Consider the following 25,656-nt stretch of genomic DNA (forward strand, 5'->3'; position numbering starts at 1 on the left):
CTGAGAGTACCTTTCACCTGGCGTTATGGCAATTACTGGATTATTTTCACGACGTTAGCATTACACAGCGCACGATAATCGTGCGTATTGACGATGACTGAGCGATCAAGCAATCCGGCGTTAAAGGCAATCTCATCAAAGCGTTCGAACAGCAAAGGATCAACAAGCAGCTTCAGGGCCGGATGGAAACTAAAAGGAGGAATCGCGCCAAATACGCAGCCTGTTAATGCATCAACTTCTGCCGGGCTGGCAAGCGATGCGCGACGTCCACCGACGGCTTCTGCTACTTTGCTGAGGTCAGCCTGTTGATCGGCAGGCAATACTGCCAGGACATGCTGCTTCACGCCGTTGCCTTTCACATGACACACTAATGCCTTAGCCCCTTGCCCAACCTGCGTACCGCGAATTGCTGCTACCGCTTCACATTTCCCCGTCGCTTCATGTTGCATGAGTCGATAACGCGCCTGATGCTGGTCAAGCAGAGCGATGAGCTTTTCATGGGTTGTCATTGAATCTCCCGGAATAAGGCGTTTGAGAAGCATGCTGCTCAAAATGGCCATTTCAGCACAATTTTGAGCAGCATATTGCACCGTTTACTTATGGCGGGAACGGAGGTTTGCGATGATGGTACTGAGGTCCAGATCCTGATCCTGTAATAACACCAGCAGGTGATAGATTAAGTCTGATGCCTCATTGGTGAGTTCATGGCGATCGTTCACCGTGGCTGCCAGCGCCGTTTCAACGCCTTCTTCACCCACTTTTTGTGCGATGCGTTTGGTGCCACTGGCGTAAAGTTTAGCGGTATAGGAGCTGTCCGGATCGGCATGCTTGCGTTCGGCCAGCAGCTGTTCCAGCTGGTACAGGAAAGTCCAGTCTGGGGCCGCAGGCGAGAAGCAGCTTGATGTGCCGCGGTGACAGGTTGGGCCAATCGGATTTGCTAATACCAGCAGCGTATCGTTATCGCAATCGGGCGTGATACTGACAACTTTCAGGAAGTTGCCAGAGGTTTCGCCTTTGGTCCACAAACGACTTTTGGTCCGTGAGAAAAAGGTGACATTGCCCTCGTGTAGGGTTTTGGCCAGAGCTTCCTGATTCATGTAACCGTGCATCAGCACTTCACCTGAAACGCAGTGCTGGACGATAACCGGCATCATGCCTTGCGTTTTGTCCCAGTCAAGCTGGGCCAGTTGTTGTTCAGTTAACACGCGCGAATCTCCACACCCTTGTCGATCAGGAAGCTTTTCAGCTCACCGATATTAATAATTTGTTTGTGAAACACCGACGCTGCCAGCGCACCATCAACATTGGCTTGCTCAAATGCGTCGAAGAAGTGCTGCATAGTGCCGGCACCGCCAGAGGCAATCAGTGGCACTTTGCAGACATCACGGACTTTTTTCAGTTGTACCAGATCATAGCCATTGCGAACGCCGTCCTGGTTCATCATATTCAGGACGATTTCACCTGCGCCCAGCTTCTGAACTTCCTGCACCCAGTCAACGGTTTCCCATTTCGTTACGCGGGTGCGCGACTCGTCGCCGGTATACTGGTTGACGTGGTATTTACCGCTGGCTTCATCGAACCAGGTATCAATACCCACCACAATGCACTGCACACCAAAGCGATCGGCCAGGCGGGTAATCAGAGTGGGATCGGCCAAAGCGGGCGAGTTGATGGAAATTTTATCTGCACCAAATTCAAGAATGCGCGCCGCGTCTTCCGGCGTTTTGATACCGCCTGCTACACAGAAAGGGATATCGATCACTTCCGCCACGCGCGATACCCAGCTTTTGTCGACGACGCGCCCGTCAGAGGAGGCGGTAATATCGTAAAACACCAGTTCGTCGGCACCTTCTTCAGCGTAACGTTGCGCCAGTGGCACGATGTCGCCAATGATTTCGTGATTACGAAACTGAACGCCTTTGACTACCTGACCGTCACGCACGTCGAGACAGGGAATTATCCGTTTTGCCAGCATGCGATTGCCTCCGAAACTGTAAATTTACCTTCAAGCAGCGCGCGTCCAACGATCACACCCTGCACGCCACTGCCGCGCAGCGCGGCGATATCGTTCAGTTCACCAATGCCACCGGAAGACTGAAAGTCAATCGCTGGATAACGTGCAGTCACTTCCTGATACAGCGCAACGTTAGAGCCGCTCAGCGTGCCATCGCGTGAAATATCAGTGCACAGCACATGCTTCAGGCCAACCGGCTGAAACTGCGCAATGACTTCTTCCAGCGTCACGCCTGCGGCTTCCTGCCAGCCGCTGATCGCCACTTCTTTACGATTATCAGCGTCAATGCGTACATCCAGTGCCAGCACAATGGCATCAGCCCCGAACTCATTAAACCAACGCTTCACTTCTTCCGGCTGCGTTACCGCCGTGGAGCCTACCACCACACGGCTGGCACCGGCATCTAACAGCGCCTTGACGTCATCACGGGTGCGAATACCGCCACCCACTTGTACGATAGCGTCAACGCCAGTCAACAACGTTTGCAGCAGCGAAATCTGGCGCTTTGCCGGATCTTTTGCGCCGGTTAAATCCACCAGATGCAGCACTGTTGCGCCCTGGCTGGCGTAATCTTGCAGGCGCGGCAGCGGATCGCTGCCGTAATCGCGCTGCTGACCGTAATCGCCCTGATGCAGGCGAACCACTTTACCGTCAATCAAATCTAACGCAGGGATAATCATTACATCTCCAGGAAGTTTTTCAGCAACTGCGCGCCCGCTTTGCCAGAGCGTTCCGGGTGGAATTGCACACCGAAGAAATTATCTTTCTGCACCGCAGCAGTGAACGGCAGACCGTAGTGACACTGCGCGATAGTGCAGGCATTAACCGGCATCGCATAACTGTGGACGAAGTAAAAATAGCTGTCTTCAGCAATGTCGCGGAACAGATGATTACCGGCTTTAGCGGTAATCTGGTTCCAGCCCATGTGCGGCAGAGGCAAGCCTTGCGTATCCATCAGTGAGACCGGCTCATCGATTATGCCCAGCGTGGAAATACCGCCGCTTTCATCGCTACCACGGCCCAGCAATTGCATACCGAGGCAGATGCCCAGCACTGGCTGTGTGCAGGCTTTGACCAGTTCAATCAGATCGCGCTCTTCCAGTTGATTCATCGCAGCCTGCGCGGTACCCACGCCGGGTAAAAACAGCTTATCGGCGCGCAGCACCACATCGGGATCGCGGCTGACGTCAGGTGTATAACCAAGACGCTCAATAGCCCACTTTACCGACGACAGGTTGGCGCAGCCGGTATCAAGGATCACCACATTCATCACAGCACTCCTTTCGAACTCGGCAGGGTGTTGCCATCAACGCGAATCGCCTGGCGCAAGGTACGACCAAAGGCTTTAAACAGGCTCTCAACGCGATGATGATCGTTTTTACCTTTGGTTTTCAGATGCAGCGTGCTCATCATGCTGTAGGAGAGCGAACTGAAAAAGTGCTCAACCATTTCGGTGCTGAGATCGCCAACGCGCTGGTAGTTAAACTCAGCTTTGAATTCAATATGCGGACGACCAGAGATATCCAGTGCACAGCGTGCCAGACACTCATCCATCGGCAGAACAAAGCCGAAACGGCCAATGCCGCGTTTGTCGCCTAATGCTTTTAACAACGCCTCGCCCAGCGCCAGACCGGTATCTTCTACGGTGTGATGGTCGTCAATATAGAGATCGCCTTTCACCTCAATATTCATGCGAAAACCGCCGTGAACTGCAATCTGGTCAAGCATGTGATCGAAGAAGCCGACGCCAGTATTGATTTTGCTGTTGCCTTCACGGTCCAGCCACACTTCAACTTTAACCTGCGTCTCTTTGGTGTTGCGATTCACCAGTGCGTAGCGGTCGCGTTTAGTCAGGCGCTGCAGGATCGCATTCCAGTCTTCACCCTCCGCACCATAGCGAATCGGCTGAATGCCCATGTTTTGCGCCAGTTGCACATCCGTCAGGCGATCGCCAATGACGTAGCTGTTAGCCACATCAATCGCGCCTTCGGCCAGCCAGGCTTCTACCATTTTGGTTTTCGGCTTGCGGCAATCACAGTTGTCGTCAGGCATATGAGGGCAGATCAGGATATCGTCAAACTGAATGCCTTGTGAGGTTAAAATCTGCATCATCAGAGTGTGCGGGCCGTCGAAATCAGCCTGCGGGAAGCTGGACGTGCCTAACCCGTCCTGATTCGTGATCATCACCAGACGATAACCCGCCGTTTGCAGCGCCAGCAGCGTTGGAATCACATTAGGTTCAAACGCCAGCTTATCCATACGATCCACCTGAAAATCAGCAGGTGGTTCAGAAATAATGGTGCCGTCGCGGTCAATAAAAAGGGTCTTCTGGCTCATGCTTACTCCACAGATAAGGCTTGCAGCGCGGTAATCACACGCTGACACTCTTCACGCGTGCCGATGGAAATGCGCAGGCATCCCGACAGGCCCGGGTTTTTGTTTTGGTCCCGCAAAATAATGCCCTGATCCCACAGGGTTTTAAATACCACCGGCGAATCGGTAAAGCGTGCCAGCACGTAATTAGTGTCACTGGCAAAGGTTTGTTCGACGCAGGCACACTGATTTAACTGCGCCAGCAGCCAGCTACGATTCGCATTTAACTCAGCCACGTGTTCACGCATCAATGCAATGCCTTGTTCGCTCAGTGCCTGGCCCGCTACATCGGCTACTGGGGTTGCCAGGGGATAAGGCGCGATGACTTTCAGCAGTAGATCGATAACCGGTTTATTCGCCAGCGTGAAGCCGCAACGCAGGCCAGCCAAGGCAAACGCTTTTGACAGGGTGCGCAGGATCACCAGATGTGGATAATCTTTCAGCCATCCTGCCAGCGTCGCTTCCGGGCAGAACTCAATATAAGCTTCATCGGCTACCAGCAGCGCCTTACCGGCAGTCATCTCCAGCAACTGGCGAATATCGTCTGGGTTAATCAGATTGCCGGTTGGGTTGTTCGGGCTGCACATATAAACCAGTTTTACGCCATCCAGCTTGTCAGCAATCGCAGGCAAATTGAGCTGCCAGTTGTCCAGTGCCGGAACGGTGCGATACTCAATGCCGATGGTTTCCGCGCTTACGCTGTACATGCCATAAGTGGGCGGACAGAACAGAATGGCATCTTTGCCCGGCTCGCAAAATGCGCGCATCAGCAACTCAATACCCTCATCAGCTCCCCGGCTGACCAGCACCTGATCTGGCTGCAAACCAGCATAGGCCGCATAACGTTCAATCACCTGTTTGGGCTGACATTCTGGATAGCGGTTCAGGGTCTGCTGCGATAGCTCAAACGGCACTGGTAGCGGAAACTCATTGGCATTCAGCCAGACGTCACCGTTGCCACCCAAACGACGTGCAGACTGATAGGGCGTCAAGGCGCGCACGTTGGCGCGCGCCAAATCTTCAACATTCAGGCTCATGCTTGCTCCTTCAGTGCGGCAACGCGCAAGGTAACGGCATTTTTATGGGCATCCAGCTGTTCTGCGGCAGCCAGGGTTTCAATGGTGGCAGCAAGATTGAGGAAGCCTTGCGGCGTCAGCTCCTGCACCGTCATACGCTTCTGGAAATCGGCCAGACCCAGGCTGGAACAGGTTGCGGTATAACCATAAGTCGGCAATACATGATTGGTGCCTGAAGCATAATCACCCGCTGATTCCGGCGACCAGTCACCCAAAAACACCGAACCGGCGCTGGTAACTGAATCGACCAGATCGCGTGGCTGGCGAGTCTGGATAATCAGGTGTTCCGGGCCATACAGGTTTGAAATCTCAACACATTGTTCAAGATCGCGCGCCACAATCAGGCGGCTGCTTTCCAGCGCCTGACGTGCAGTAGCTGCGCGTGGCAGCTGCGCCAGCTGCTGTTCGACTGCCTCGGCAACGCCCTGCGCTAAGGTTAATGACGGCGTCAGCAGAATCACCTGAGAATCGGGGCCATGTTCAGCTTGTGACAGCAGATCGGAGGCGACAAAGGCGGGCGTTGCGTCCTCATCGGCAATCACTAACACTTCAGACGGGCCGGCGGGCATATCAATCGCCGCACCATCAAGGCGCTGGCTGACCTGACGTTTAGCTTCGGTTACGTAAGCGTTACCAGGACCAAAAATTTTATCCACGCGCGGCACGGTTTCAGTACCAAAGGCGAGAGCAGCAATAGCCTGCGAACCGCCAACCTGGAACACCTCTTTTACGCCACACAGCTGTGCCGCGTAGAGGATCTCATCGGCAATCGGCGGCGGAGAGCACAGCACCACGCGACCACAACCGGCAATACGCGCGGGTGTGGCTAACATCAGAACCGTCGAAAACAGCGGTGCGGAGCCACCAGGAATATAAAGACCCACCGATTTTACCGGACGGGTAATCTGCTGGCAGCGCACACCGGGTTGTGTTTCCACATCAACCGGCGCGAGAATTTGCGCATTGTGGAAGGTTTCAATATTGCTGACGGCAACAGCCATGGCCTGCTTCAGTGTATCACTCAGTCGCGCGCTGGCTTCTTCCATTTGCTGCGGCGTAACGCGCAGATCTTCAACCTGCGCCTTATCAAAGCGAGCACTGAAGGCGCGCAGGGCGTCATCACCGTTGGTTTTAACCTGCTCCAGAACCTCGCGTACCGTTTGGGTAATCGTTTCGGATGCCGCGATAGCCGGACGCATCAGCAGCGCCTGCTGTTGTTCTTTACTACACGCTTGCCAGTCGATTGGGGTTGCAAAGGCCATGGCTTACTCCATCATCTTCTCAATGGGCAATACCAGAATAGAGCTGGCACCCAACGCTTTCAGTTTTTCCATGGTTTCCCAGAACAGGGTTTCGCTGCTGACCATGTGCATCGCTACGCGGCTTTGATCGCCAGCTAAAGGCAGAACGGTTGGACGTTCGGCACCCGGCAAAAGCTGAATCACCTCTTCCAGACGTTCGCTCGGCGCGTGCATCATGATGTATTTCGATTCACGTGCTTTAATCACACCCTGAATTCGCGTCATCAGCTTGTCGATCAGCTCCTGCTTCGCGCCTGGCATTTCACCATCGCGCTGAATCAGCACCGCTTTAGAGCGGTAAATAACGTCAACTTCACGCAGGCCATTTGCTTCCAGCGTGGCACCGGTTGACACCAGATCACAGATGGCATCAGCCAGACCCGCACGCGGGGCTACTTCAACTGAGCCATTAAGCATACAGGTTTTGAAGCTTACGCCTTTTTGATCGAGATATTTTTTTAACAGGTGAGGATAAGAGGTGGCGATGCGGGCATTGTGCAGACATTGCGGGCCGGTGTATTCATCATCAACCGACATCGCCAGCGACAAACGGCAACCCCCAAAGTCAAGACGACGCAGGGTGAAATAGCGTGGATCTTCGCCTTGTGCGCGGCGGGTTAATAACTCTTCTTCCAGAACGTTCTCGCCGATAATACCCAGGTCTACGACGCCATCCATCACCAGGCCCGGAATATCGTCATCGCGAACGCGCAGGATATCGATCGGCATATTTTCAGCAAAAGCAATCAGACGCTGCTGCTGAAGATTAATTTTAATGCCACAACGCGCCAGCAATTCGCGTGAATCATCACTCAAACGGCCTGATTTCTGCATAGCTATGCGTAAACGGGTATTGTCTAACATGATTCCTGTCCTCTTATGCAATCCTGTTGGGTTACGTCAGCCCATAAAAAAACCCCCGGAAGACGATCTTCCGGGGGTTCTCTTGCGTTCACACCACTGGAAGATCTTGACAGTCTCCCAGCACTCATCGCCTGAAAGACTAGTCAGGATGATGGTGATGATGGTGGTTGAACTGAACGCGTGTCATATAAAATCCAGATGAATGAGTATTCATTTATGTGCTGATTAACCTAACCAGGTTCACTGCGATTGGCAACCCTTTTTTAATCTTTACATTCAGAAAGAGCCGAAACAGATTGAACTGGTTTGCAACGCAGCACAGCACTAGTATGAATAACATTATGTTGTGCAAAGCCGGGAGTTGAGATGAAAAAGGTCGCGATTGTAGGTCTGGGATGGTTGGGCATGCCGCTGGCAACAGCATTGACAGCGCGCGGTTGGCAGGTAACCGGCAGCAAAACCACGCCCGATGGCGTTGATGCGGCCCGTCGCTGTGGTATCGAAGCATTTCAGCTTGAGCTGACGCCAGAGATGATGTGCGACGCGGAAGATATCGAACCGCTGTTGAATGTGGATGCGCTGGTAGTAACTTTGCCCGCCAGCCGCACAGCAGAGGGCGGCGAAAAATATTTGCAGGCAGTGCAGAACGTGGTAGACAGCGCGCTGGTGTATAACGTGCCACGTATTATTTTTACCAGCTCAACCTCTGTTTATGGCAGCCATTCAGGCTTAATGAAGGAAAACAGCGCACTTCAGCCAGAAACGCTGGCGGGGAAAACGCTGGTAGCACTGGAAAGCTGGCTACATGACTTACCCGGCACCAGCGTCGATATTTTGCGTCTGGCAGGTCTGGTTGGTCCGAAACGTCATCCGGGGCGTTTTTTAGCCGGTAAGAAAGAGGTGGCAAACGGTTCACACGGGGTAAATTTAGTGCACCTGGATGATGTTGTTGAAGCGATCATGCTGTTGCTGCAAACGCCAAAGGGCGGACGTGTTTTCAATCTGTGTGCGCCAAAACATCCGTCGCGTGCGACGTTTTATTCCACTGTAACGCGTCAGCTAGGGCTAGAGCCGCCGCAATTTTTAGCTGAAGAAAGCAATGACAGCGGCAAACTGATTGATGGCACACGGATCTGTAGTGAGCTGGGATTTGAATATATCTATGATGATCCGGGCAAAATGCCGCTGGAGTAAAGCTACACTCAGTTAATTTTCAACCAGACCTGAGCACCTGTTTCAAGGAGATTGCAGCTGTCACCGTTGTTGATATCAGTTTGTAAAAATCTGAGTTCGACTTTTGCGAACTCAGATTGATAAAATCTTCAATAAATAGTCTGTCCAGAAAAATAGTTATCTGTTGTAAGGACTTAATTTGTCGCTTAGTTTTACAATCACAACGCCATTTACCTTATTGATAGACTCTCTTGCTGGCCAGGTCGCCATCACTTTTGCAGCCTGAATTGATTGATCAACCTGCTGAGCATTCGGTTCGACAAATTTTATTAAATTAGCCGTTGAAAAGTACAAATACATTCTGCGATTGTTTCCTCCATCCCATTCAAAGAAAGAATGACCAAAAACATCAGCATTAGGGATTTTCCAGGAATTAATCGGGGAGTAGCTGCCATAAAAATAAACAGGATTGCTATTTACATCAAAGTTTGGATATTTCTGATAAATCGCCGTAATTAGCTGTTGTGCAAAAAAGCTATCAGATTTTCTTGCCATGTAATCACTGTAAAAAAGCTTATTTGATGCTGCCGCACCGACACATAAGAATATCACCGGAACGATGAGAATAGCAGGCTTGCATCTGAAAACCACCAGGAGAGTTGCAAATAATCCTGCAAATACTAAGGGTAACTGAGTCATGGTCCTGGGCGGTAAGTCGGAACCTATCGCAAAATTAAGTAAAAAACCAGACAATAAAGTTGCTAACGCCATAAATGACACCAGCAGGGTGTTTTTTTGCGCTTAACAGCAAGCAGTATAATTCCAAGAAGCCACAGTAGAGCAAAAGGAAATGAATTCATGCCATAGGCATATTTAAAAGCCAGGCAATCTCTTATGAAAAACAGCACGCTTTTAAATATGGAATAAATATCTCTTTTACCCCATCCGATCATGGAAGACAGATAGCTTGAAATCTGAACATTGTAAAAAGAAGCAATCCATTTAGATAAAAAACTATTGATTACGAGAGAAATTAAAACAAGAGCGCCAAAAATAATTATACGTTTAAATACATCCTTAAAATTAATTTTTTCTTGGAGTGAATCAATGGTTAATTTTACACAGAGAAGCGTGGCAGCGAACAAAAAAATAGATTGGTAAACAGAGAGGCAAAGGATCGTTAAGATGATAAAGATAGCATATCGAGCCAGGTTAAACGACTCAAGCATGAAGAGTGATAAAACAGAGCATAAAAAAGCTAAAGATACAGTATCGGCTTGATTAGAAAATTCGAGTTGATAAGCAAACTGTGGCATGGCCGCAAGCATAATAACAAATGCTGCTGACTGTAACTTGTTTAAGCTTAGATATGTTGCACAAAATGCCGCTGAGATGGAAAGAACAAGTAAGCTGAAAGCGGTGGTAAAAAAGGGAACGTAGGGTTCAGGTAAAACATAATGACGTAATAAAGCATGGCCCCATCTACCTGCTGAAAGCGTTTGGAAAAAATTGTCTAAAGGCTCTTCATCAATAGAAAGCGTAAAATGGGTGATTTCAAATCCATAGACAAAAAAATAGGATAATATAGCTAATATAAAAGCTATTTTAAAATTAGAAAATGAGTACTGATTAAGTTTAAACATCAGATTTTTTATCCTTCACTGTCTTCTGTAAAATAAATCTCGGGCGTCCTTTGCTTTCTATATAGATCCTGCCAATGTACTCACCTAAAACACCGATACCAATAAGTTGAATGCCGCCAAGAAAAAGGATGGCGACCATAATGGATGGGTAACCTTTGACTGGATTTCCCCAAATAATGGTTTCAATAACCATCCACGCACCGTAAAAAAGGAAACAGTAGCGACAAAAAGCCCAATATAAGTCCACATGCGAAGCGGGAAGGTTGAAAAGGAGGTAATACCTTCAAGAGCCAGGTTCCATAATTTCCAGCCATTGAATTTCGTTTTTCCCGCCACGCGGTCTGCTCGGGTATATTCAACTACCTCAGTATTTCCACCAACCCAGCTTAAAACACCTTTCATGAAGAGGTTGCGTTCTTGCAGGAGTTTTATATTCTCAACAATACTGCGTGACATAAGGCGAAAATCGCCTACATTTTCTTCAATTTTAGGTGAGCTGATTTTATTATGCAGTTTATAAAACCACTCTGCCGTTTTCCTTTTTAAATGTGAATCAGTGCTGCGGTCAACGCGTTTAGCAAGGACGACATCGGCACCGTCGAGCCACTTTTCAATCATGTCGGGAATCACATCAATAGGATCTTGTAAGTCAACATCTATTGGAATAACCGCTTCCCCGCTAGCTGCTTCCAGCCCAGCAAAAAGTGCAGGCTCTTTGCCAAAATTACGGGTGAAAGAGATGTGTTTTACTAATGCATCATCTTTTTCGAGTTGGTTAAGGATTGTTTCTGTACGGTCCTGGCTACCGTCATTAACGAAAACGATTTCAATGTCATAAGCACTGAAAGGCGCAAATTCGCGCACAGCCTTATAAAAAAGCGGAATTGTTTCTTCTTCGTTAAATACCGGGACAATCAAAGATAATTTCATTTACTTTCCCTAAACACAAAAAATTTAGAGTAGATGAAGCCACAAACCAAACTAATTGCAGAGAAAATTACCAGTGTTATTAGCGGGTTTATATGCATATGGTCTGCTAACCAGCCTATCGATGTCGCCATTGCGCCCATAAAAATGATGTAAAGGATATATCGTGCCGTTGTCGCTTCGCTGTTGAAAGTCCACTTGGCATTCGCAAAAAACGAAAACGTAACTGCAATACAAAAGGCAGCAAAATTAGAAAGTGACTGCTTAAATCCACACGCATATATAGCGGCAAAGACGGCCCAATGAATGAGAGTGTTTAAAACCCCTATCGAAGCATATCTGGCAAACAACTTAATCATTTCGTAGCCCAAATTTCAAAGAGCTCGATCTTGTCATTACAATCGTGCGATAGCAAGTTCGATAATCTGTGAAGGCATGAATGATAAAGGGCGACATTTGCCGCCCTGTTTGCCCGTTAGCTAAAAGAACTTAAACCCCCAACCGATCCCTGATCGCATACCACACTGCGCCCATTGCGGTTAACGGGATCTTAAACCGGCGGCCGCCGGGGAAGGGGAGATGAGGCAAATTAGCAAATGCATCGAAACGTTCCGCATCGCCGCGCAGAACTTCGCTGATTAATTTTCCTGACAGATGCGTACAGGTAACGCCGTGACCGCTGTCGCCCTGCATGAAATAGACGTTATTTTCCAGGCGCCCAAACTGTGGCATGCGTGACAGCGTGAGCAGGAAGTTACCGCTCCAGCCAAAATCCAGCTTCACATTTTGCAGTTGCGGAAAGGTACGACGCAGCTTCGGGCGAATGAGCGCCTCAATATCGCCAGACTCACGCGCTCCGTAGACCACGCCACCGCCATACAGCAGACGATTGTCGGCAGTCAGACGAAAGTAATCCAGCAGATAGTTACAATCTTCCACGCAATGATTGTTTGGCAGTAAGGCCAGCGCCTGATCGCGGCTCAGCGGTTCGGTAGCCACAATTTGTGAGCCGCAGGGCATACTTTTACCACTCAGGCGCGGTTCGACCCTGGTCGGCAGATAGGCATTGCCGGCAAAAATTACATATTTTGCCGTGACTTCACCCTGTTCGGTTTTCACGCGATTCGGCGTACCGTAAGCTACATTCAGTGCCGCTGATTGTTCATAAATACGGCCGCCGTGGCGACGAATCGCTTCTGCTTCGCCCAGAGCCAGATTAAGAGGATGCAGATGACCGCCGCGCTTGTCGAGCAAACCGCCGACGTAACGATCGGTGGCGATTTCACGGCGAATGCCGCGTCCATCCAGCAATTCCAAATCGTGATTGCCATATTGCTGCCACAATTTTTCCTGAGTACATAAATGGCCCATTTGTCGGGCATTAAGCGCAGCGAAAATCCCGCCGGGACGGTAATCACAGGCGATAGCGTAACGATCAATGCGATCGCGAATGATCTCCGCACCTTCAAACATCATGCTGCCGAGCATGCGGGCGCTCTCTTTACCGTAACGCTGCTCAATAACATCCACATCACGGCTGTATGAGTTCACCACCTGGCCGCCATTACGACCGCTGGCCCCATAGCCGACGCGCGCTGCTTCGAGCACCACGACGTCGTAACCCGCTTCGGTCAGATAAAGCGCGGCGGAAAGGCCAGTGAAGCCACCGCCAATAATACAGACATCACACAGGATGCTGTCCTGCAACAGCGGCCATGGCGCATGAGGATTGGCTGTTGCAGCGTAATAACTCTCCACGTATTTCATCACAACCTCCTGATGCTCAACCGTTATTAGAAATTGGCCGGCGTATGGGCGCTGACAATGCGGCAAAGCTGATCGGCCGTATTGGTAAAGCTGTGCGGTAAACCGGTATCGATAACGTAACTCTCGCCCGCATAGAGATGGTAACTTTGCCCATTCACCACCAGGGTAATTTCGCCTTCCAGTAGTGTGCCGGTCTCTTCGCCGGGGTGGCGTAGCTTCTCACCTGTGCTGGCACCCGGCTGATAGGTCTCCAGCAACATGCCCAGCGTGCGTTTGGTCTGTCCGTTATCGATTAATTTCAGCGAGACGCCCTGACTGCCGATTTCCAGCAAATCTTCCGGCCCGACAATCACTTTGGGCGTCGTAAGATGCTTAGGCTCAGAAAAGAACTCCGATAACGACAAACCATACACTTTTAATAACTTTTGTAAGGTACTGACTGCCGGACTCACCTTGTCCTGCTCAATAGTACTGATGGCGCTGTGTGTTAAACCTGCCAGTTCAGCGACGCGTCGCTGAGACAATCCCAACTCTTGCCGGATCTGTGATAAGCGTCGTCCGGGGGTCAGAGTGGCATCATTCATGGTGTTTTTTCCTTGTGATAGATCAGAGCTGCCCGGATAAATCCTTCAAACAACTGACGCGAGGCCAGCACACTTTCTGCGTGCCATTCAGGATGCCATTGCACTGCCAGCGCAAAGGGGTGATGGCGCAGGCTGACCGCTTCGATCAGGCCGTCGGGGGCGCGCGCCTCGATGCGCAGTTGTGGACCTGTTTCACGGATCCCTTGTTGATGTAAGGAGTTCACGGCCAGCGTGGTGCTGTTGAGCAAGCGGTAAAGCAGGCCGTCAGGTTCAATCATTACCACATGCGCAGGCGCATACTGCTGCTCAAGCGGCTGCGCGAGATCTTCATGATGGCGCTGAAACTGACGATGCTGGCTGATTTGACGGTAAAGCGCACCGCCGTTGGCAACAACTAACTCCTGCATGCCACGACAAATGCCAAACAGCGGCATTTTTTTACCGATTGCATGCGTAATGAGGTTAAAAGCCAGTCGATCGCGGCCTGGATCGGCTTGTGGCTCCTTGCCTTCCTCGCCATAATGCCAGGGTTCAATATTACTGGGGCTGCCGGTCAACAGTACGCCATCCAGAACAGATAACGCGGTTTCTAACAGAAGAGGGACATCCATCAAATTATGTGGCAGTGCAAGAGGAACGCCACCCGCTGATATGACGGCGTCGAGGTATTTGTTATGCACTGTTTGCGTGGGATGGCCGCCTTTATCAATTTGGCACATCACTACGCCAATCAAGGGTTTGTTAAAAATAATGCCCATTACTTTCCCTCGCATTGCTGTTCAAAATATTAACCGGCGGGGTGGATATGGCGACAAAATGTTCAATATTTTACCAATCTAGCAATCCGCGCTTCGCTCTTCAAACAGATTTGTAACATTTGCACACTTTTTGTCTTGGCGCTATGTTAGAAGAGTGGCTGTTATTTTGAGCATTGCGCAAACCTATAAAGGGGCGGGTAAGATCATGACAAACCTGGTAGAAGTAGAAGACTTTACGCGTCACAGTGAAGAGAGACGAACCAGCGCGTTCCAGCTTGAGGTGAAAACCTGGCTGGAGCGCCATCCAGAAACGCAGTATGTCGATATCCTGTTAAATGATTTAAATGGTGTCTTTCGCGGTAAACGTATTCCTGTTTCTGCATTACCGAAGCTCGAAAAAGGATGTTATTTTCCCGCCTCAGTGTTTGCTATGGATATTCTGGGCAACACTGTTGAAGAAGCCGGGCTGGGGCAATCGCTCGGCGAACCAGATAATCTTTGCCTGCCTGTTCTTGATACCTTAGCTCCCTCAGCATCCGATCCTAAACATATCGCTCAATTGCTGCTAACCATGCGCAACCAAGATGGCACTCCCTTTGACGTTGAACCCCGAAATGTCCTGAATCAGCTGTGGCAACAGCTACGCAATCGTGGATTATTTCCGGTGGTAGCGGTAGAGATGGAGTTCTATCTGGTGGATAAAAAGCGTGATGCGGAGGGCTATATTCAGCCGCCTTGTGCGCCCGGAAGTGATGAGCGCAACATGCAGAGTCAGGTCTATTCCGTTGATAATCTTGACCACTTTGCCGATGTATTACGGGATATTGATGATTTAGCCAGACTGCAGGGCATTCCTGCCGATGGCGCGCTGGCAGAAGCGTCGCCAGGCCAGTTTGAAATTAATCTTCATCACACGCGTGACGTATTGAAAGCCTGCGATCATGCCATCCAGTTAAAACGGTTGATTCGCCAGGTAGCGGAAAATCACGGCATGACGGCAACCTTCATGGCTAAACCCTACGAAGAATATGCGGGCAGTGGCATGCATGTGCATATCAGTATGCTGGATGCAGCCGATCACAATGCATTTGCCTGTGATGACGGCAGTGATTCGCCGCTGCTGAAGCGCGTGCTGGCAGGGATGATCGACTTAATGCCGGCGTCTATGGCTCTTCTGGCCCCCAATGTAAATGCTTTTCGCCGCTTTGTGCCGGAAGCCTTTGTGCCGCTTCAGGCTTCGTGGGGCCACAATAACCGCACCGTGGCGCTGCGCATTCCCTGTGGCGATGTTGAAAATCATCGCATCGAATACCGCGTGGCCGGTGCCGATGCCAATCCCTATTTAGTGGTTTCAGCGATTTTGGCCGGTATGCTCCACGGACTGGATAATGCTTTACCGCTACCGCAGCCGGTGAAAGGCAACGGACACGAAGCGGAAGGGCTGGCGTTACCGATTCGTCAAAGCGATGCGCTGTATGAGTTTGAAAACAGCTATCCGCTACAAAAACTGCTGGGCGAGCGTTTTGGCAAAGTATGGTACAGCTGCAAAAATTACGAGCTGATGCAGTTTGAGCGTTTAATCACCGCCACCGAAATAGACTGGATGCTGAAAAATGCGTAAGGACTTTTTTTGCATTTGATGCCCCAACATCTTGTGCTTAGCCAATAGTTTGAGGCAAAATACGCGCCCTGCAAAAAAGAATATAACCGACGCTAACCGCGCCGGTTATTTTTTTGCATTGTGTTTTTACAAACAGCTTTTTGCCGACTTAACCGAGGCCGGGCACGCACCCGGATAGATAAACACTGAAAACACGCGCAGGCGTGAGATTGAGGATATAAAGATGGGGATGTTTTCCACTCTGCCAGCCCATGCTGGTACGCGTTTTCGTGATGACTACGGCGCCGCGCGTACTGCTAACTTTACTTCCTGTCGCATTATGCGCAGTTGCCCCGTGAATCAACCCAGCCAGGTTGCCACACAGGGGGACTGAAGCATGTCGCTTAATACTGCTGCACCACAGCGTGCGCATCTGAAAAAAACACTGACTTTATTACCGGTCGTCATGATGGGCTTAGCCTACATGCAGCCTATGACCCTGTTTGATACTTTCGGTATCGTCTCTGGGCTGACCGACGGTCACGTTGCCACCGCTTACGCGTTTGCGCTGATTGCGATTCTGTTTACTGCCGTGAGTTACGGTAAGCTGGTACGCCGCTTCCCATCTGCGGGCTCCGCTTATACCTACGCTCAGAAGGCCATCAGTCCGCATGTCGGCTTTATGGTTGGCTGGTCATCACTGCTGGACTACCTGTTCATGCCGATGATCAATATTCTGCTGGCTAAAAACTATTTTGAAACACTGGTGCCCGCCATCCCATCGTGGATCTTTGTCGTGCTGCTGGTGGGCTTTATGACGCTCTCAAACCTGAAGGGCATCAAAACGGTCGCTAACTTCAACAGCCTGATTGTGGTGCTGCAGGTTATCGTCATGGTGGGTATCACCGCGATGGTTATCTATGGCGTGGCAAACGGTGAAGGCGCAGGAACACTGACCAGCAGCAAGCCATTCTGGTCTGAAAATGCTCACGTAGTGCCAATGATTACCGGCGCGACGATCCTCTGCTTCTCATTCCTCGGCTTTGACGGCATCAGCTCGCTGTCTGAAGAGACAAAAGATGCAGAACGCACCATTCCGCGCGCGATTTTCCTGACCGCCCTGATTGGTGGCGTGATTTTCATTGTGGCGTCTTATTTCCTGCAGCTTTACTTCCCGGACATTTCACGCTTCCAGGATCCCCGATTCATCGCAGCCAGAAATCATGCTGTTTGTCGCCGGTAAAGTATTGCAGGTTGGCATCCTGATCTTCTCTGTGGTCACGGTACTGGCGTCAGGTATGGCAGCCCATGCAGGCGTTTCGCGTCTGATGTACGTCATGGGGCGTGATGGCGTATTCCCGGAGCGTTTCTTCGGTTATATCCACCCCAAATGGCGCACGCCCTCTCTGAACGTCCTGCTGGTTGGTGCTATTGCGCTGATGGCGATTAACTTTGATCTGGTCACGGCAACGGCCCTGATTAACTTCGGTGCGCTGGTCGCCTTTACCTTTGTTAACCTGTCAGTGATTGCCCAGTTCTGGATCCGTGAGAAACGTAACCGCACGTTGAAAGATAACCTGCAATTCCTGGTGTTGCCGCTGCTTGGCGCACTGACGGTCGGTGCGTTGTGGATCAACCTGGAAGAGAGTTCGATGGTGCTGGGCCTGATTTGGGCCGCTATCGGGATCCTCTATCTGGCATTTGTGACCCGCAGCTTCCGCAATCCGGTGCCGCAATTTAGCGAAGAGATTTAAACCCGGTTAACAGCCTCTTTCTTCCCTGTAAAAGAGAGGGAAGAGGCTGCCTGAACCGTATCCCGCCGCGTCTCTCAGATTGATGCGGCATCAGGCCGTAAGACAGAACCTCAACCCGCGATAATCAGTTCCCACGCTCCACCGCTCAGCACATCCTGCGCCGCCCGGCTTAGTTGCTTATCCGTGATAATGGTGTCAAACCGCGCCAGTGGCAGCACTAAAAACGTCGCGATTTTGTTGTACTTTGAGCTGTCACTCAGTAGCACGCACTTACTGCTTACCTCACTTACCGTCTGCTTTACCGTCACTTTATCTTCGTCTGGCGTAAATAATCCGCGCGGTCCCCAGGAAGAGGAAGAGATAAAGGCGATATCAATTGCCAGATGGCGCAAACTGCGTGCCGCGGCCTCGCCGACACAGGAACGATTTTCCCGACAAACTGTTCCACCCGTGTGAATAACCCGACAAAGACTGGTTTCCATTAACAGGTTTGCCACCATAAAGTCATTGGTCACCACCAACAGATCGTCGCGATTCACCAGTTCACGTGCCAGCGCCAGCGTCGTGGTGCCCGCGTCCAGATAGATACAGCTGTTGCGCGGTATATGCTGAGCCGCCAGTCGGCCAATCGCATTCTTTTCGTCGTTATACAGGGCAGTTTTTGTCAGATGCGAGGGTTCAGCAGCCAGGCGATCTGCCGAGCGCACGCCCCTGATACTGACAGTACCGCACCTTGTTCTTCCAGTTTCTGCACATCGCGGCGAATCGTCATGTGCGACACGCCTAACCGATCGGTTAATTCAGCGATACTTACCACACCACGCTCAGCGACCAGTGCCAAAATCTGCTGATGCCGTTCTGTTGGGATCACATCGGCTCCTTGATAGTTATCATTTTTTCACATTGTAATGTAATCATTACTCAAGGCGAAGCCTGAATTACTGGCAGGGTTCACAGCACAAAGGCATCAGAAGCGCCGTGCATAAGGCTTTGGGCGAATAAACACCTTTGTGAAAATATGTTCTTTTAACAATGTTAAGTGAATTTTTGTGATGACACACACGTTTTTTCGCCCGTTATCCTGTCACGATTAACATCATCAAACAAATAATCACTTAATTTAACAGCGGAGGCCGACGGTGCCAGTCTCAAACATCTGTGTAATTGGTTTAGGTTCAATGGGCATGGGCGCGGCGCAATCCTGTATTCGCGCGGGTCTGAATACCTGGGGCGTCGATCTCAATCCTGCTGCGTTAGAGACCTTGCGTCAGGCAGGCGCTCGTGATGCGCAAACCTCTGCCGACAGTTTTGCCGATCAGCTCGATGCGGTGTTAGTGCTGGTGGTGAATGCCAGGCAGGTCAATGCGATTCTGTTTGGTGAAAATGGCCTGGCAGCGAAGCTGAAACCCGGCACGGCGGTAATGATCTCATCAACCATTTCTGCTCAGGATGCGCAGCAGTTTGAAAAACAGCTCGCAGAGCATCAGCTTTTAATGCTTGATGCGCCGGTTTCGGGTGGCGCGGCCAAAGCGGCAACCGGCGACATGACAGTGATGGCTTCAGGTAGTGAAGAGGTATTTGCAGCCTTACAGCCAGTGCTGGATGCGGTAGCCGCTAAAGTGTATCGCGTTGGCACAGAGATCGGTCTGGGCTCTACCGTTAAAATTATTCATCAGCTTCTGGCTGGCGTACACATTGCCGTGGGCGCAGAAGCGATGGCGCTGGCGGCGCGCGCGGGCATTCCACTCGATACCATGTACGACGTGGTGACCAATGCAGCAGGCAATTCGTGGATGTTCGAAAACCGTATGCGCCACGTCGTTGACGGGGATTACAGCCCAAAATCTGCCGTCGATATCTTTGTTAAAGATCTTAACCTGGTGGCTGATACCGCGAAATCGCTGCATTTCCCTCTGCCGCTGGCGTCTACTGCACTGAATATGTTTACCGAAGCCAGCAACGCCGGTTATGGCCGCGAAGATGACAGCGCCGTCATCAAGATTTTCAGCGGCATCACGCTGCCACAAGGTCAGGAGAAAGCATGATGCGATTAGGGGTGATAGCCGACGACTTTACCGGCGCAACCGACATTGCCAGTTTTCTGGTGCAGAACGGGCTTTCCACTATTCAGTTTAATGGCATTCCTGATAACAGTGATGCGCTGGAAGCTCAGGCGATTGTGATCAGCCTGAAATCCCGCTCCTGCCCGGTTGAGCAGGCGGTTGAGCAATCACTGGCTGCGCTTAGCTGGCTGCAACAGCAAGGCTGCGAGCGGTTCTATTTCAAATATTGCTCGACCTTCGATAGCACTGAACAGGGCAATATTGGTCCCGTGACGGATGCACTGCTGGCGGCGCTGAATGAAACGCAAACGGTGATCTGTCCGGCGCTGCCGGTTAACGGGCGCACGGTCTATCAGGGGCATCTGTTTGTTGGCGAGCAGCTCTTATCCGACTCCGGTATGCGCCATCATCCTGTGACACCGATGACAGACAGTAATTTGCTGCGATTGATGACACGTCAGGCACGCGGGAAAGCCGGGTTAATCGCTGCACCGCTGCTGGATCAGGGCGCGGAAGCGGTGCGCAGTCAGCTTAACAATATGCGTGAACAGAACATTAATTATGTGGTGCTCGATACGCTTAATGAGCAGCACCTGTTAACGCAGGGTGAAGCACTGCGCGACATGCGTTTAGTGACCGGTGGTTCAGGCCTGGCGATCGGCCTGGCGCGACAGTGGGCAGCCGCTGACGCCGATCACAGCAGCGCCGAAGAGGCAGGCCGCCCACAGGGCCAGCGTGCGGTAGTCATCTCCGGCTCCTGCTCGCAAATGACCAACCGTCAGGTCAATGCCTATCGTCAACAGGCACCGGCGCAGGAAGTGCTGGTCAGGCGTTGCCTGGAGGAGACGCAAAGCTATGCGCAGCAGTTGTGTGACTGGGTTGATGCCAATAGCGATCAGGCGCTGGCACCGATGCTGTTTGCCACCGCAGATGCGCAACAGTTGCAGGCTATTCAACAGCAATATGGCGCGCAGCGCAGCAGCGAAGCGGTGGAGTCGCTGTTTGCGGCGGTAACGAAAGAGCTGAAAACACGCGGCTGGCAGCGTTTTATTGTGGCTGGGGCGAAACCTCTGGCGTGGTGGCGCAGAGCCTTGGCGTAACCGCGTTTCACATCGGCCCGACGATTTCGCCAGGCGTGCCCTGGGTGCGTGATATTCATCAGCCGCTGTCGCTGGCGCTGAAATCCGGCAATTTTGGCGATGAAGATTTCTTCCGCCGTGCTCAAACGGAGTTTTCCCATGACTGAACAACAAGCTCGCCAGGAAATGGTGCAACTCGGTGCGTCCTTTTTTCAGCGCGGTTACGCCACCGGCTCTGCCGGTAACTTATCGCTACTGCTGGAAGATGGCAATTTGCTGGCGACGCCAACCGGATCGTGCTTAGGCGAACTGGATCCCGCCCGGTTGTCAAAAGTCACGCCAGAAGGTGAGTGGCTTTCAGGCGACAAACCGTCAAAAGAGATCGCTTTTCACCGTGCGCTTTACCTGAACAATCCTGACTGCAAAGCGGTGGTGCATCTGCACAGCCATTACCTGACGGCGCTTTCCTGCCTGCAGGGATTAGACACAGAAAACTGTATTCGCCCCTTTACGCCCTATGTGGTGATGCGCGTAGGTGATGTACCGGTGGTGCCTTATTACAAGCCAGGCGATCAGCGTCTGGCTGACGATTTAGCGCAGCTGGCAGGTCGCTACCGTGCCTTTCTGCTCGCGAATCATGGGCCGGTCGTGGTAGGCAAATCGCTGCGTGAAGCCGCTGACAATACCGAAGAGCTGGAAGAGACCGCGCGACTGATGTTCACGCTGGGCGATCGTGCGATTCGTTATCTCAGCGATAGCGAAGTTGCTGAGTTAAGGAGTCGATAATGCCGAAATTTGCTGCCAATCTCTCTACCCAGTTTACTGAGGTACCGTTTCTGGAACGCTTTGCCGCTGCGGCTAATGCTGGTTTCGAGGCGGTAGAATTTCTGTTTCCTTACGACTATCCCGCCGCGCAGTTAAAGCAGCTGCTGGAAGCACATCAGCTTAAGCTGGTGTTATTCAATACCGCTGCCGGAAACGTGGCGGCAAGCGAGTGGGGCGTGTCGGCCATTCCTGGCCGGGAAGCAGAAGCAAAAGCGGATATCGATCGCGCACTGGAATATGCGCTGGCGCTCGGCTGTCCTCAGGTCCACGTTATGTCTGCGACGGTGCCGCAAGGTGCGGATCGTCAGGCTTACGTCGACACCTTCATAAGCAATATGCATTACGCCTCGGCGCAGTTTGCACCGCACGGCATTACCTTGCTGATTGAAGCGTTAAACCCCAAAACGAAGCCGAATTATCTCTATTCCAGCCAGTATCAAACGCTGGAGATGATGGCGTTAATTGATCGTCCCAACGTCTTTACCCAACTTGATCTGTTTCATGCGCAATTAGTGGACGGCAATCTCAGCCACCTGATCCGCCACAATGCGGGTCGTTATCGTCATGTGCAGATCGCTTCTGCGCCCGATCGCCATGAGCCGGATGAGGGGGAAATTAACTACCCGTACCTGTTCAGCCTGCTTGATGAGGTTGGCTATGACGGCTGGATCGGCTGCGAATATATTCCGCGGGGTAATACCGTTGATGGACTCGGCTGGTTTGAACCCTGGCGTAAGCGCCGTTAAGTAAAAAATCATGCAGACCACATCGGTTTACGGCGAATCGATGTGGGTTGCGCTGTAGCCAAATTGTGCCCGACACCAAAGTTAAACGCTTATTAAACTGCTGAAAAATATAATTATTTAGAGGTCTTCCGATGTCCACTACATTGCTGTTATCCATTGCACTGGTCAGCGTGATATTACTGCTGCTGCTGGTAATAAAATCCAAGGTTCATCCGTTTATCGCGTTGCTGGTTGCCAGCCTGTTTGTGGCATTAACCACCGGCATTCCTGCTGAAAACATCATGAAAGTGATACTGGGGGCATGGGAAGCCTGTTAGGCAGCATCGCCGTCATTATCGTGTTAGGTGCGATTCTTGGCGCGATTATTGAGGCCTCAGGCGGTGCTGACGCGCTGGCAAATCGCTTCGCCAGCCTGTGCGGCCCGCAGCGAATGGCAGCAGCCCTGACCATTGTCGGTTTCATCCTTGGCCTGCCGGTTTTCTTTGATGTGGGCTTCATCATTGTCGTCCCGCTGATTTATGGCTTCAGTAAAGTGATGCGCCTGTCGCCGCTGAAATTTGGTCTGCCAATGGCGGGCATGATGCTGATGGTACATGTTACCGTGCCAACTCACCCCGGTCCGGCGGCGGCGGCGGGCTTGCTCAATGCTGATTTGGGCTGGTTGATGATGTCGGGCATTGCAATTTCCGTGCCGGTGGGAGTTGTTGGCTATTTTATTGCCAAATCGCTCAATCGCAGAAAATATCACCTTTCTGTGCAGGTGCTTGAGCAACTGCAACTGACGGAATCTGCGGATCAATCGCAGCCGCAAATGCGGACGAAAAACGCGCCTGGCGCCATGCTGGTCGCGAGCTTAATTGTGCTGCCTATTGTATTAATCATGCTGGGAACTTTAGTCCCACCGCACCTTGCACCAGGAAGCATGGCGCTGAAAGTGCTGACCCTAATAGGCGCACCGGCTATCGCCCTGTTGATTACCCTCGCCCTGGCGGGATGGTTGCTTGGGTTACGTCGTGGCTGGCCGAAAGAGAAGCTGGAAACGCTGTCAAATAATGCGATTTCAACGGCGGCGGGGGTCATTTTGGTCTCCGGAGCGGGCGGTGCGTTTGGTAAAGTGCTGGTTGAATCTGGCGTAGGTAAAGCGTTGGCCAGTTCCCTGCAAACGATTCATTTGCCGTTAATTCCTGCTGCCTTTATTTTATCGCTGGCGCTGCGTGCCTCACAGGGTTCAGCCACGGTCGCGATTGTCACAACCTGTGGATTGCTGAGCACCGCGGTGACCGGGTTAGGGGATATGCAACTGGTTCTGGTGGCACTTTCAGCCTGCTTTGGCGCCCTGGGCTTATCGCACGTCAATGATTCCGGTTTTTGGGTGGTTACGCGCTATCTCGGTTTGTCGGTGGCGGATGGGTTAAAAACCTGGACGGTGCTGACAACCCTGATGGGATTATGTGGCTTCGCGTTTACCTGGCTGGTGTGGACGCTGATTTAATCTTTCAGGGAGAGAGGTTTCAGATCCTGGTCTGAACCCTCTCTCAGCCCTGGTGTGCGCTTAGCGCACTGAGAAAACAAACGCTAAGAAACCAACGCTTGCGCATAAAGATAAAGCGCCTTCAACTGACCCAGCTTCTCTGCATCCTCTTCGTGCAAGCTTGCCAGCGATTCCAGCTCAAGCAAGAACGCCTGGACTTTTTCTGCATTTAACACGTCACGGCGGTGCTGCAACCAGCGTTGCTGCTCGGCGTCATCCAGCGTGCCGGGAAAGTTACGTGCGCGATAGCGGAACAGCAGCTTCATCACCCGTGGGCTTTCAAATGTTAAATCGAGAGCGGGCAGATTCTGCGGCGCGGTCTGGCGGATGATATTCATGCCCGCCCGATCGGCATCGCTAAAGAAGCCGTTATAAAGCTGAGCATCAACATCTTCTGAAGGCGTAAACGGTTCAGCTTCGGCAAACAGCGTCACCGCTTTTTCCCGCACATCTGGCTGTTGCCGTAGCAGCGCCAGGTTATTCAGGCAGTGCTGACGATCAATGCCTAACCGCGCGGCATCTTCGGGTCGTAAGGTATTAGCCGGAGCCAGGACCGGACACTTATTAATATGCACCAGCTTGATTGGCACTGAAGCCAAATCGCCAAGATCGCTTTTACGGGTATACAGCCGTTCACGCAGGGCATCAGCGTCCAGTTCCAGCAACGGCGTCATATCTGCGGCTAAATCCACCACAATTAGCGCATTGCGGTTATCAGGATGCCAGGCAAGTGGCACAACCCAACTGGTATTCCCCCGTTCAGCGCCAAACATGCCGGAGACATGCACCAGCGGCTTCATCTGCGGAATATCAATCAGCGTCATCAGCTTGTTTTTGTTGCGATAAGTAAACAGAAAATCAAACAGCTTTGGCTGCTTCTCTTTTACCAGTTTTGCCATCGCCAGGGTGGCGAACACATCAGACATCGCATCGTGCGCATTTTCATGCGCCACACCGTTAGCTTTAGTCAGATGTTCCAGGCGAAAGCTGGGGAAACCGTCGTCATTTTCCGGCCAGTTGATGCCCTCTGGGCGCAACGCATAACAGGCGCGCATGACATCCAGCAGATCCCAGCGCGAGTTACCGTTTTGCCAGCTCCAGCCGTAAGGATCGTAAAAGTTTCTATAGAAAATGTTGCGCGTAACCTCATCGTCGAAGCGCACATTGTTATAGCCAACCACGCAGGTTTGCGGTTCGGTAAACAGGGCATGGATGCGTTCGGCAAATTCCACTTCGCTTACACCACGCGCCATGGCGATTTGCGGCGTGATACCGGTAATCATCACGGCTTCAGGCTGAGGAAGATAATCATCTGGCGGACGGCAATAAAATACCTGTGGCTCGCCAACCGGATTGAAGTTGCTGTCTGTACGAAGACCTGCAAACTGTGCCGGGCGATCCAGCGAGGGACTGGTGCCAAAGGTTTCATAATCGTGAAATAAAAAAGTTAATTCCGAGGGCACGTCGTTGTCCTGAGCGGGTAGAAATCAATACTCAGGATAGTCTTGTGCGCCGCTGAGCACAACCGCCTGCGTGCAGGCTGAGAGCAACACCGCAGCGATCATACTTTTTTTCAAT

At 51.5% G+C, this 25,656-nt stretch carries 22 protein-coding genes, 5 pseudogenes and 1 other annotated feature; of the genes and pseudogenes, 8 read left to right on the forward strand and 19 right to left on the reverse strand.

Going from position 1 to position 25,656, the window contains the following annotated elements:
• Positions 1 to 32: 32 nt before the first annotated feature.
• The 10 genes from O3W44_RS19100 to hisL all read right to left on the reverse strand — a co-directional run bounded on the left by O3W44_RS19100 (position 33) and on the right by hisL (position 7,815).
• A complete protein-coding gene (locus O3W44_RS19100) occupies positions 33 to 509 on the reverse strand; it encodes a YbaK/prolyl-tRNA synthetase associated domain-containing protein (RefSeq protein WP_269294282.1) in 477 nt (158 codons plus the stop codon).
• An 84-nt stretch (positions 510 to 593) separates the two neighbouring features.
• Positions 594 to 1,205, reverse strand: a complete 612-nt coding sequence (hisIE, locus tag O3W44_RS19105; RefSeq protein WP_269294283.1) for a bifunctional phosphoribosyl-AMP cyclohydrolase/phosphoribosyl-ATP diphosphatase HisIE — start codon at positions 1,203 to 1,205, stop codon at positions 594 to 596.
• Positions 1,199 to 1,975 (reverse strand): imidazole glycerol phosphate synthase subunit HisF, encoded by a 777-nt coding sequence (gene hisF / locus O3W44_RS19110; protein ID WP_269294284.1) that lies wholly within the window; start codon positions 1,973 to 1,975, stop codon positions 1,199 to 1,201. Before hisF ends, hisIE begins: the two co-directional genes overlap by 7 nt.
• The gene (gene hisA, locus O3W44_RS19115; protein WP_269294285.1) at positions 1,957 to 2,694 is read right to left on the reverse strand and encodes a 1-(5-phosphoribosyl)-5-[(5-phosphoribosylamino)methylideneamino]imidazole-4-carboxamide isomerase; all 738 of its coding nucleotides are present in this window, start codon (positions 2,692 to 2,694) and stop codon (positions 1,957 to 1,959) included. Before hisA ends, hisF begins: the two co-directional genes overlap by 19 nt.
• Positions 2,694 to 3,284 (reverse strand): imidazole glycerol phosphate synthase subunit HisH, encoded by a 591-nt coding sequence (gene hisH / locus O3W44_RS19120; protein WP_269294286.1) that lies wholly within the window; start codon positions 3,282 to 3,284, stop codon positions 2,694 to 2,696. Before hisH ends, hisA begins: the two co-directional genes overlap by 1 nt.
• Positions 3,284 to 4,351, reverse strand: coding sequence for a bifunctional histidinol-phosphatase/imidazoleglycerol-phosphate dehydratase HisB (gene hisB / locus O3W44_RS19125; RefSeq protein WP_269294287.1), 1,068 nt, complete (start codon positions 4,349 to 4,351; stop codon positions 3,284 to 3,286). The genes hisH and hisB overlap by 1 nt, the downstream gene beginning before the upstream one ends.
• A gap of 2 nt (positions 4,352 to 4,353) precedes the next feature.
• Positions 4,354 to 5,424: a histidinol-phosphate transaminase gene (hisC, locus tag O3W44_RS19130; protein ID WP_269294288.1), complete on the reverse strand. Its 1,071-nt coding sequence runs from the start codon at positions 5,422 to 5,424 to the stop codon at positions 4,354 to 4,356.
• Complete coding sequence (hisD, locus tag O3W44_RS19135; RefSeq protein ID WP_269294289.1) at positions 5,421 to 6,725, reverse strand: histidinol dehydrogenase; 1,305 nt, start codon at positions 6,723 to 6,725, stop codon at positions 5,421 to 5,423. Before hisD ends, hisC begins: the two co-directional genes overlap by 4 nt.
• A gap of 3 nt (positions 6,726 to 6,728) precedes the next feature.
• On the reverse strand, positions 6,729 to 7,628 hold the full coding sequence (gene hisG, locus O3W44_RS19140; protein WP_269294290.1) for an ATP phosphoribosyltransferase: 900 nt from the start codon (positions 7,626 to 7,628) through the stop codon (positions 6,729 to 6,731).
• A 43-nt stretch (positions 7,629 to 7,671) separates the two neighbouring features.
• Positions 7,672 to 7,792 (reverse strand) — a sequence feature (His leader region).
• On the reverse strand, positions 7,768 to 7,815 hold the full coding sequence (hisL, locus tag O3W44_RS19145) for a his operon leader peptide (protein WP_100396937.1): 48 nt from the start codon (positions 7,813 to 7,815) through the stop codon (positions 7,768 to 7,770). It overlaps the preceding feature by 25 nt.
• A 179-nt stretch (positions 7,816 to 7,994) precedes the next feature.
• Here hisL and O3W44_RS19150 point away from each other — a divergent pair, with 179 nt between their 5' ends.
• Positions 7,995 to 8,822, forward strand: a complete 828-nt coding sequence (locus O3W44_RS19150; protein ID WP_269294292.1) for an SDR family oxidoreductase — start codon at positions 7,995 to 7,997, stop codon at positions 8,820 to 8,822.
• A gap of 156 nt (positions 8,823 to 8,978) precedes the next feature.
• On the opposite strand, the gene O3W44_RS19155 is transcribed toward O3W44_RS19150, so the two are convergent.
• The 7 genes and pseudogenes from O3W44_RS19155 to puuD all read right to left on the reverse strand — a co-directional run bounded on the left by O3W44_RS19155 (position 8,979) and on the right by puuD (position 14,480).
• Positions 8,979 to 9,572 (reverse strand): hypothetical protein, encoded by a 594-nt coding sequence (locus O3W44_RS19155; RefSeq protein WP_269294293.1) that lies wholly within the window; start codon positions 9,570 to 9,572, stop codon positions 8,979 to 8,981.
• Positions 9,563 to 10,444, reverse strand: a complete 882-nt coding sequence (locus O3W44_RS19160) for a glucosyltransferase domain-containing protein (RefSeq protein ID WP_269294294.1) — start codon at positions 10,442 to 10,444, stop codon at positions 9,563 to 9,565. Before O3W44_RS19160 ends, O3W44_RS19155 begins: the two co-directional genes overlap by 10 nt.
• Positions 10,437 to 11,374 (reverse strand): annotated as a pseudogene (locus O3W44_RS19165) (glycosyltransferase family 2 protein). Before O3W44_RS19165 ends, O3W44_RS19160 begins: the two are co-directional and overlap by 8 nt.
• Complete coding sequence (locus O3W44_RS19170; protein WP_269294295.1) at positions 11,371 to 11,730, reverse strand: GtrA family protein; 360 nt, start codon at positions 11,728 to 11,730, stop codon at positions 11,371 to 11,373. The pseudogene O3W44_RS19165 and the gene O3W44_RS19170 overlap by 4 nt, the downstream one beginning before the upstream one ends.
• Before the next feature lie 130 nt (positions 11,731 to 11,860).
• Entirely contained in the window at positions 11,861 to 13,138 is a 1,278-nt protein-coding gene (locus O3W44_RS19175; RefSeq protein WP_269294296.1) for an NAD(P)/FAD-dependent oxidoreductase, read from the reverse strand.
• Positions 13,139 to 13,164: 26 nt separating this feature from the next.
• Positions 13,165 to 13,722 (reverse strand): HTH-type transcriptional regulator PuuR, encoded by a 558-nt coding sequence (puuR, locus tag O3W44_RS19180; protein WP_269294297.1) that lies wholly within the window; start codon positions 13,720 to 13,722, stop codon positions 13,165 to 13,167.
• Entirely contained in the window at positions 13,719 to 14,480 is a 762-nt protein-coding gene (gene puuD, locus O3W44_RS19185) for a gamma-glutamyl-gamma-aminobutyrate hydrolase (protein ID WP_269294298.1), read from the reverse strand. The genes puuR and puuD overlap by 4 nt, the downstream gene beginning before the upstream one ends.
• Positions 14,481 to 14,685: 205 nt before the next feature.
• On the opposite strand from puuD, the gene O3W44_RS19190 reads away from it, so the two are divergent.
• On the forward strand, positions 14,686 to 16,101 hold the full coding sequence (locus O3W44_RS19190; protein ID WP_269294299.1) for a glutamine synthetase family protein: 1,416 nt from the start codon (positions 14,686 to 14,688) through the stop codon (positions 16,099 to 16,101).
• A 376-nt stretch (positions 16,102 to 16,477) separates the two neighbouring features.
• Positions 16,478 to 17,834: pseudogene (locus O3W44_RS19195) on the forward strand (APC family permease).
• Between the two features lie 110 nt (positions 17,835 to 17,944).
• Here O3W44_RS19195 and ygbI read toward each other — a convergent pair.
• Positions 17,945 to 18,705: pseudogene (gene ygbI, locus O3W44_RS19200) on the reverse strand (DNA-binding transcriptional repressor YgbI).
• 268 nt (positions 18,706 to 18,973) lie between these two features.
• Between ygbI and ltnD the strand changes: the two are divergent.
• The 5 genes and pseudogenes from ltnD to O3W44_RS19225 all read left to right on the forward strand — a co-directional run bounded on the left by ltnD (position 18,974) and on the right by O3W44_RS19225 (position 24,039).
• A complete protein-coding gene (ltnD, locus tag O3W44_RS19205; protein ID WP_269294300.1) occupies positions 18,974 to 19,879 on the forward strand; it encodes an L-threonate dehydrogenase in 906 nt (301 codons plus the stop codon).
• Positions 19,879 to 21,143 (forward strand): annotated as a pseudogene (gene otnK / locus O3W44_RS19210) (3-oxo-tetronate kinase). Before ltnD ends, otnK begins: the two are co-directional and overlap by 1 nt.
• Positions 21,136 to 21,762 carry a 3-oxo-tetronate 4-phosphate decarboxylase gene (gene otnC, locus O3W44_RS19215; RefSeq protein ID WP_269294301.1) on the forward strand — a complete coding sequence of 209 codons (627 nt, stop codon included), beginning with the start codon at positions 21,136 to 21,138 and terminating at the stop codon, positions 21,760 to 21,762. Before otnK ends, otnC begins: the two are co-directional and overlap by 8 nt.
• On the forward strand, positions 21,762 to 22,547 hold the full coding sequence (locus tag O3W44_RS19220; protein ID WP_269294302.1) for an HPr family phosphocarrier protein: 786 nt from the start codon (positions 21,762 to 21,764) through the stop codon (positions 22,545 to 22,547). The genes otnC and O3W44_RS19220 overlap by 1 nt, the downstream gene beginning before the upstream one ends.
• A gap of 131 nt (positions 22,548 to 22,678) precedes the next feature.
• Positions 22,679 to 24,039 (forward strand): annotated as a pseudogene (locus O3W44_RS19225) (GntP family transporter).
• A gap of 83 nt (positions 24,040 to 24,122) precedes the next feature.
• Here O3W44_RS19225 and sbcB read toward each other — a convergent pair.
• Positions 24,123 to 25,541: an exodeoxyribonuclease I gene (sbcB, locus tag O3W44_RS19230; RefSeq protein ID WP_269294303.1), complete on the reverse strand. Its 1,419-nt coding sequence runs from the start codon at positions 25,539 to 25,541 to the stop codon at positions 24,123 to 24,125.
• Positions 25,542 to 25,656: the final 115 nt, after the last annotated feature.

Source organism: Pantoea sp. LMR881 (assembly GCF_027157825.1).
GTDB classification, from domain to species: Bacteria; Pseudomonadota; Gammaproteobacteria; order Enterobacterales; family Enterobacteriaceae; genus Pantoea; species Pantoea haifensis.

Bases quoted from the DNA above. Each gene is read 5' to 3' on its own strand.
- O3W44_RS19100 (WP_269294282.1), bottom strand. From the start codon at position 509: ATGACAACCCATGAAAAGCTCATCGCTCTGCTTGACCAGCATCAGGCG.
- hisF (WP_269294284.1), bottom strand. From the start codon at position 1,975: ATGCTGGCAAAACGGATAATTCCCTGTCTCGACGTGCGTGACGGTCAG.
- hisA (WP_269294285.1), bottom strand. From the start codon at position 2,694: ATGATTATCCCTGCGTTAGATTTGATTGACGGTAAAGTGGTTCGCCTG.
- hisH (WP_269294286.1), bottom strand. From the start codon at position 3,284: ATGAATGTGGTGATCCTTGATACCGGCTGCGCCAACCTGTCGTCGGTA.
- hisB (WP_269294287.1), bottom strand. From the start codon at position 4,351: ATGAGCCAGAAGACCCTTTTTATTGACCGCGACGGCACCATTATTTCT.
- hisC (WP_269294288.1), bottom strand. From the start codon at position 5,424: ATGAGCCTGAATGTTGAAGATTTGGCGCGCGCCAACGTGCGCGCCTTG.
- hisD (WP_269294289.1), bottom strand. From the start codon at position 6,725: ATGGCCTTTGCAACCCCAATCGACTGGCAAGCGTGTAGTAAAGAACAA.
- hisG (WP_269294290.1), bottom strand. From the start codon at position 7,628: ATGTTAGACAATACCCGTTTACGCATAGCTATGCAGAAATCAGGCCGT.
- O3W44_RS19150 (WP_269294292.1), top strand. From the start codon at position 7,995: ATGAAAAAGGTCGCGATTGTAGGTCTGGGATGGTTGGGCATGCCGCTG.
- O3W44_RS19155 (WP_269294293.1), bottom strand. From the start codon at position 9,572: ATGGCGTTAGCAACTTTATTGTCTGGTTTTTTACTTAATTTTGCGATA.
- O3W44_RS19160 (WP_269294294.1), bottom strand. From the start codon at position 10,444: ATGTTTAAACTTAATCAGTACTCATTTTCTAATTTTAAAATAGCTTTT.
- O3W44_RS19170 (WP_269294295.1), bottom strand. From the start codon at position 11,730: ATGATTAAGTTGTTTGCCAGATATGCTTCGATAGGGGTTTTAAACACT.
- O3W44_RS19175 (WP_269294296.1), bottom strand. From the start codon at position 13,138: ATGAAATACGTGGAGAGTTATTACGCTGCAACAGCCAATCCTCATGCG.
- puuR (WP_269294297.1), bottom strand. From the start codon at position 13,722: ATGAATGATGCCACTCTGACCCCCGGACGACGCTTATCACAGATCCGG.
- puuD (WP_269294298.1), bottom strand. From the start codon at position 14,480: ATGGGCATTATTTTTAACAAACCCTTGATTGGCGTAGTGATGTGCCAA.
- O3W44_RS19190 (WP_269294299.1), top strand. From the start codon at position 14,686: ATGACAAACCTGGTAGAAGTAGAAGACTTTACGCGTCACAGTGAAGAG.
- otnC (WP_269294301.1), top strand. From the start codon at position 21,136: ATGACTGAACAACAAGCTCGCCAGGAAATGGTGCAACTCGGTGCGTCC.
- O3W44_RS19220 (WP_269294302.1), top strand. From the start codon at position 21,762: ATGCCGAAATTTGCTGCCAATCTCTCTACCCAGTTTACTGAGGTACCG.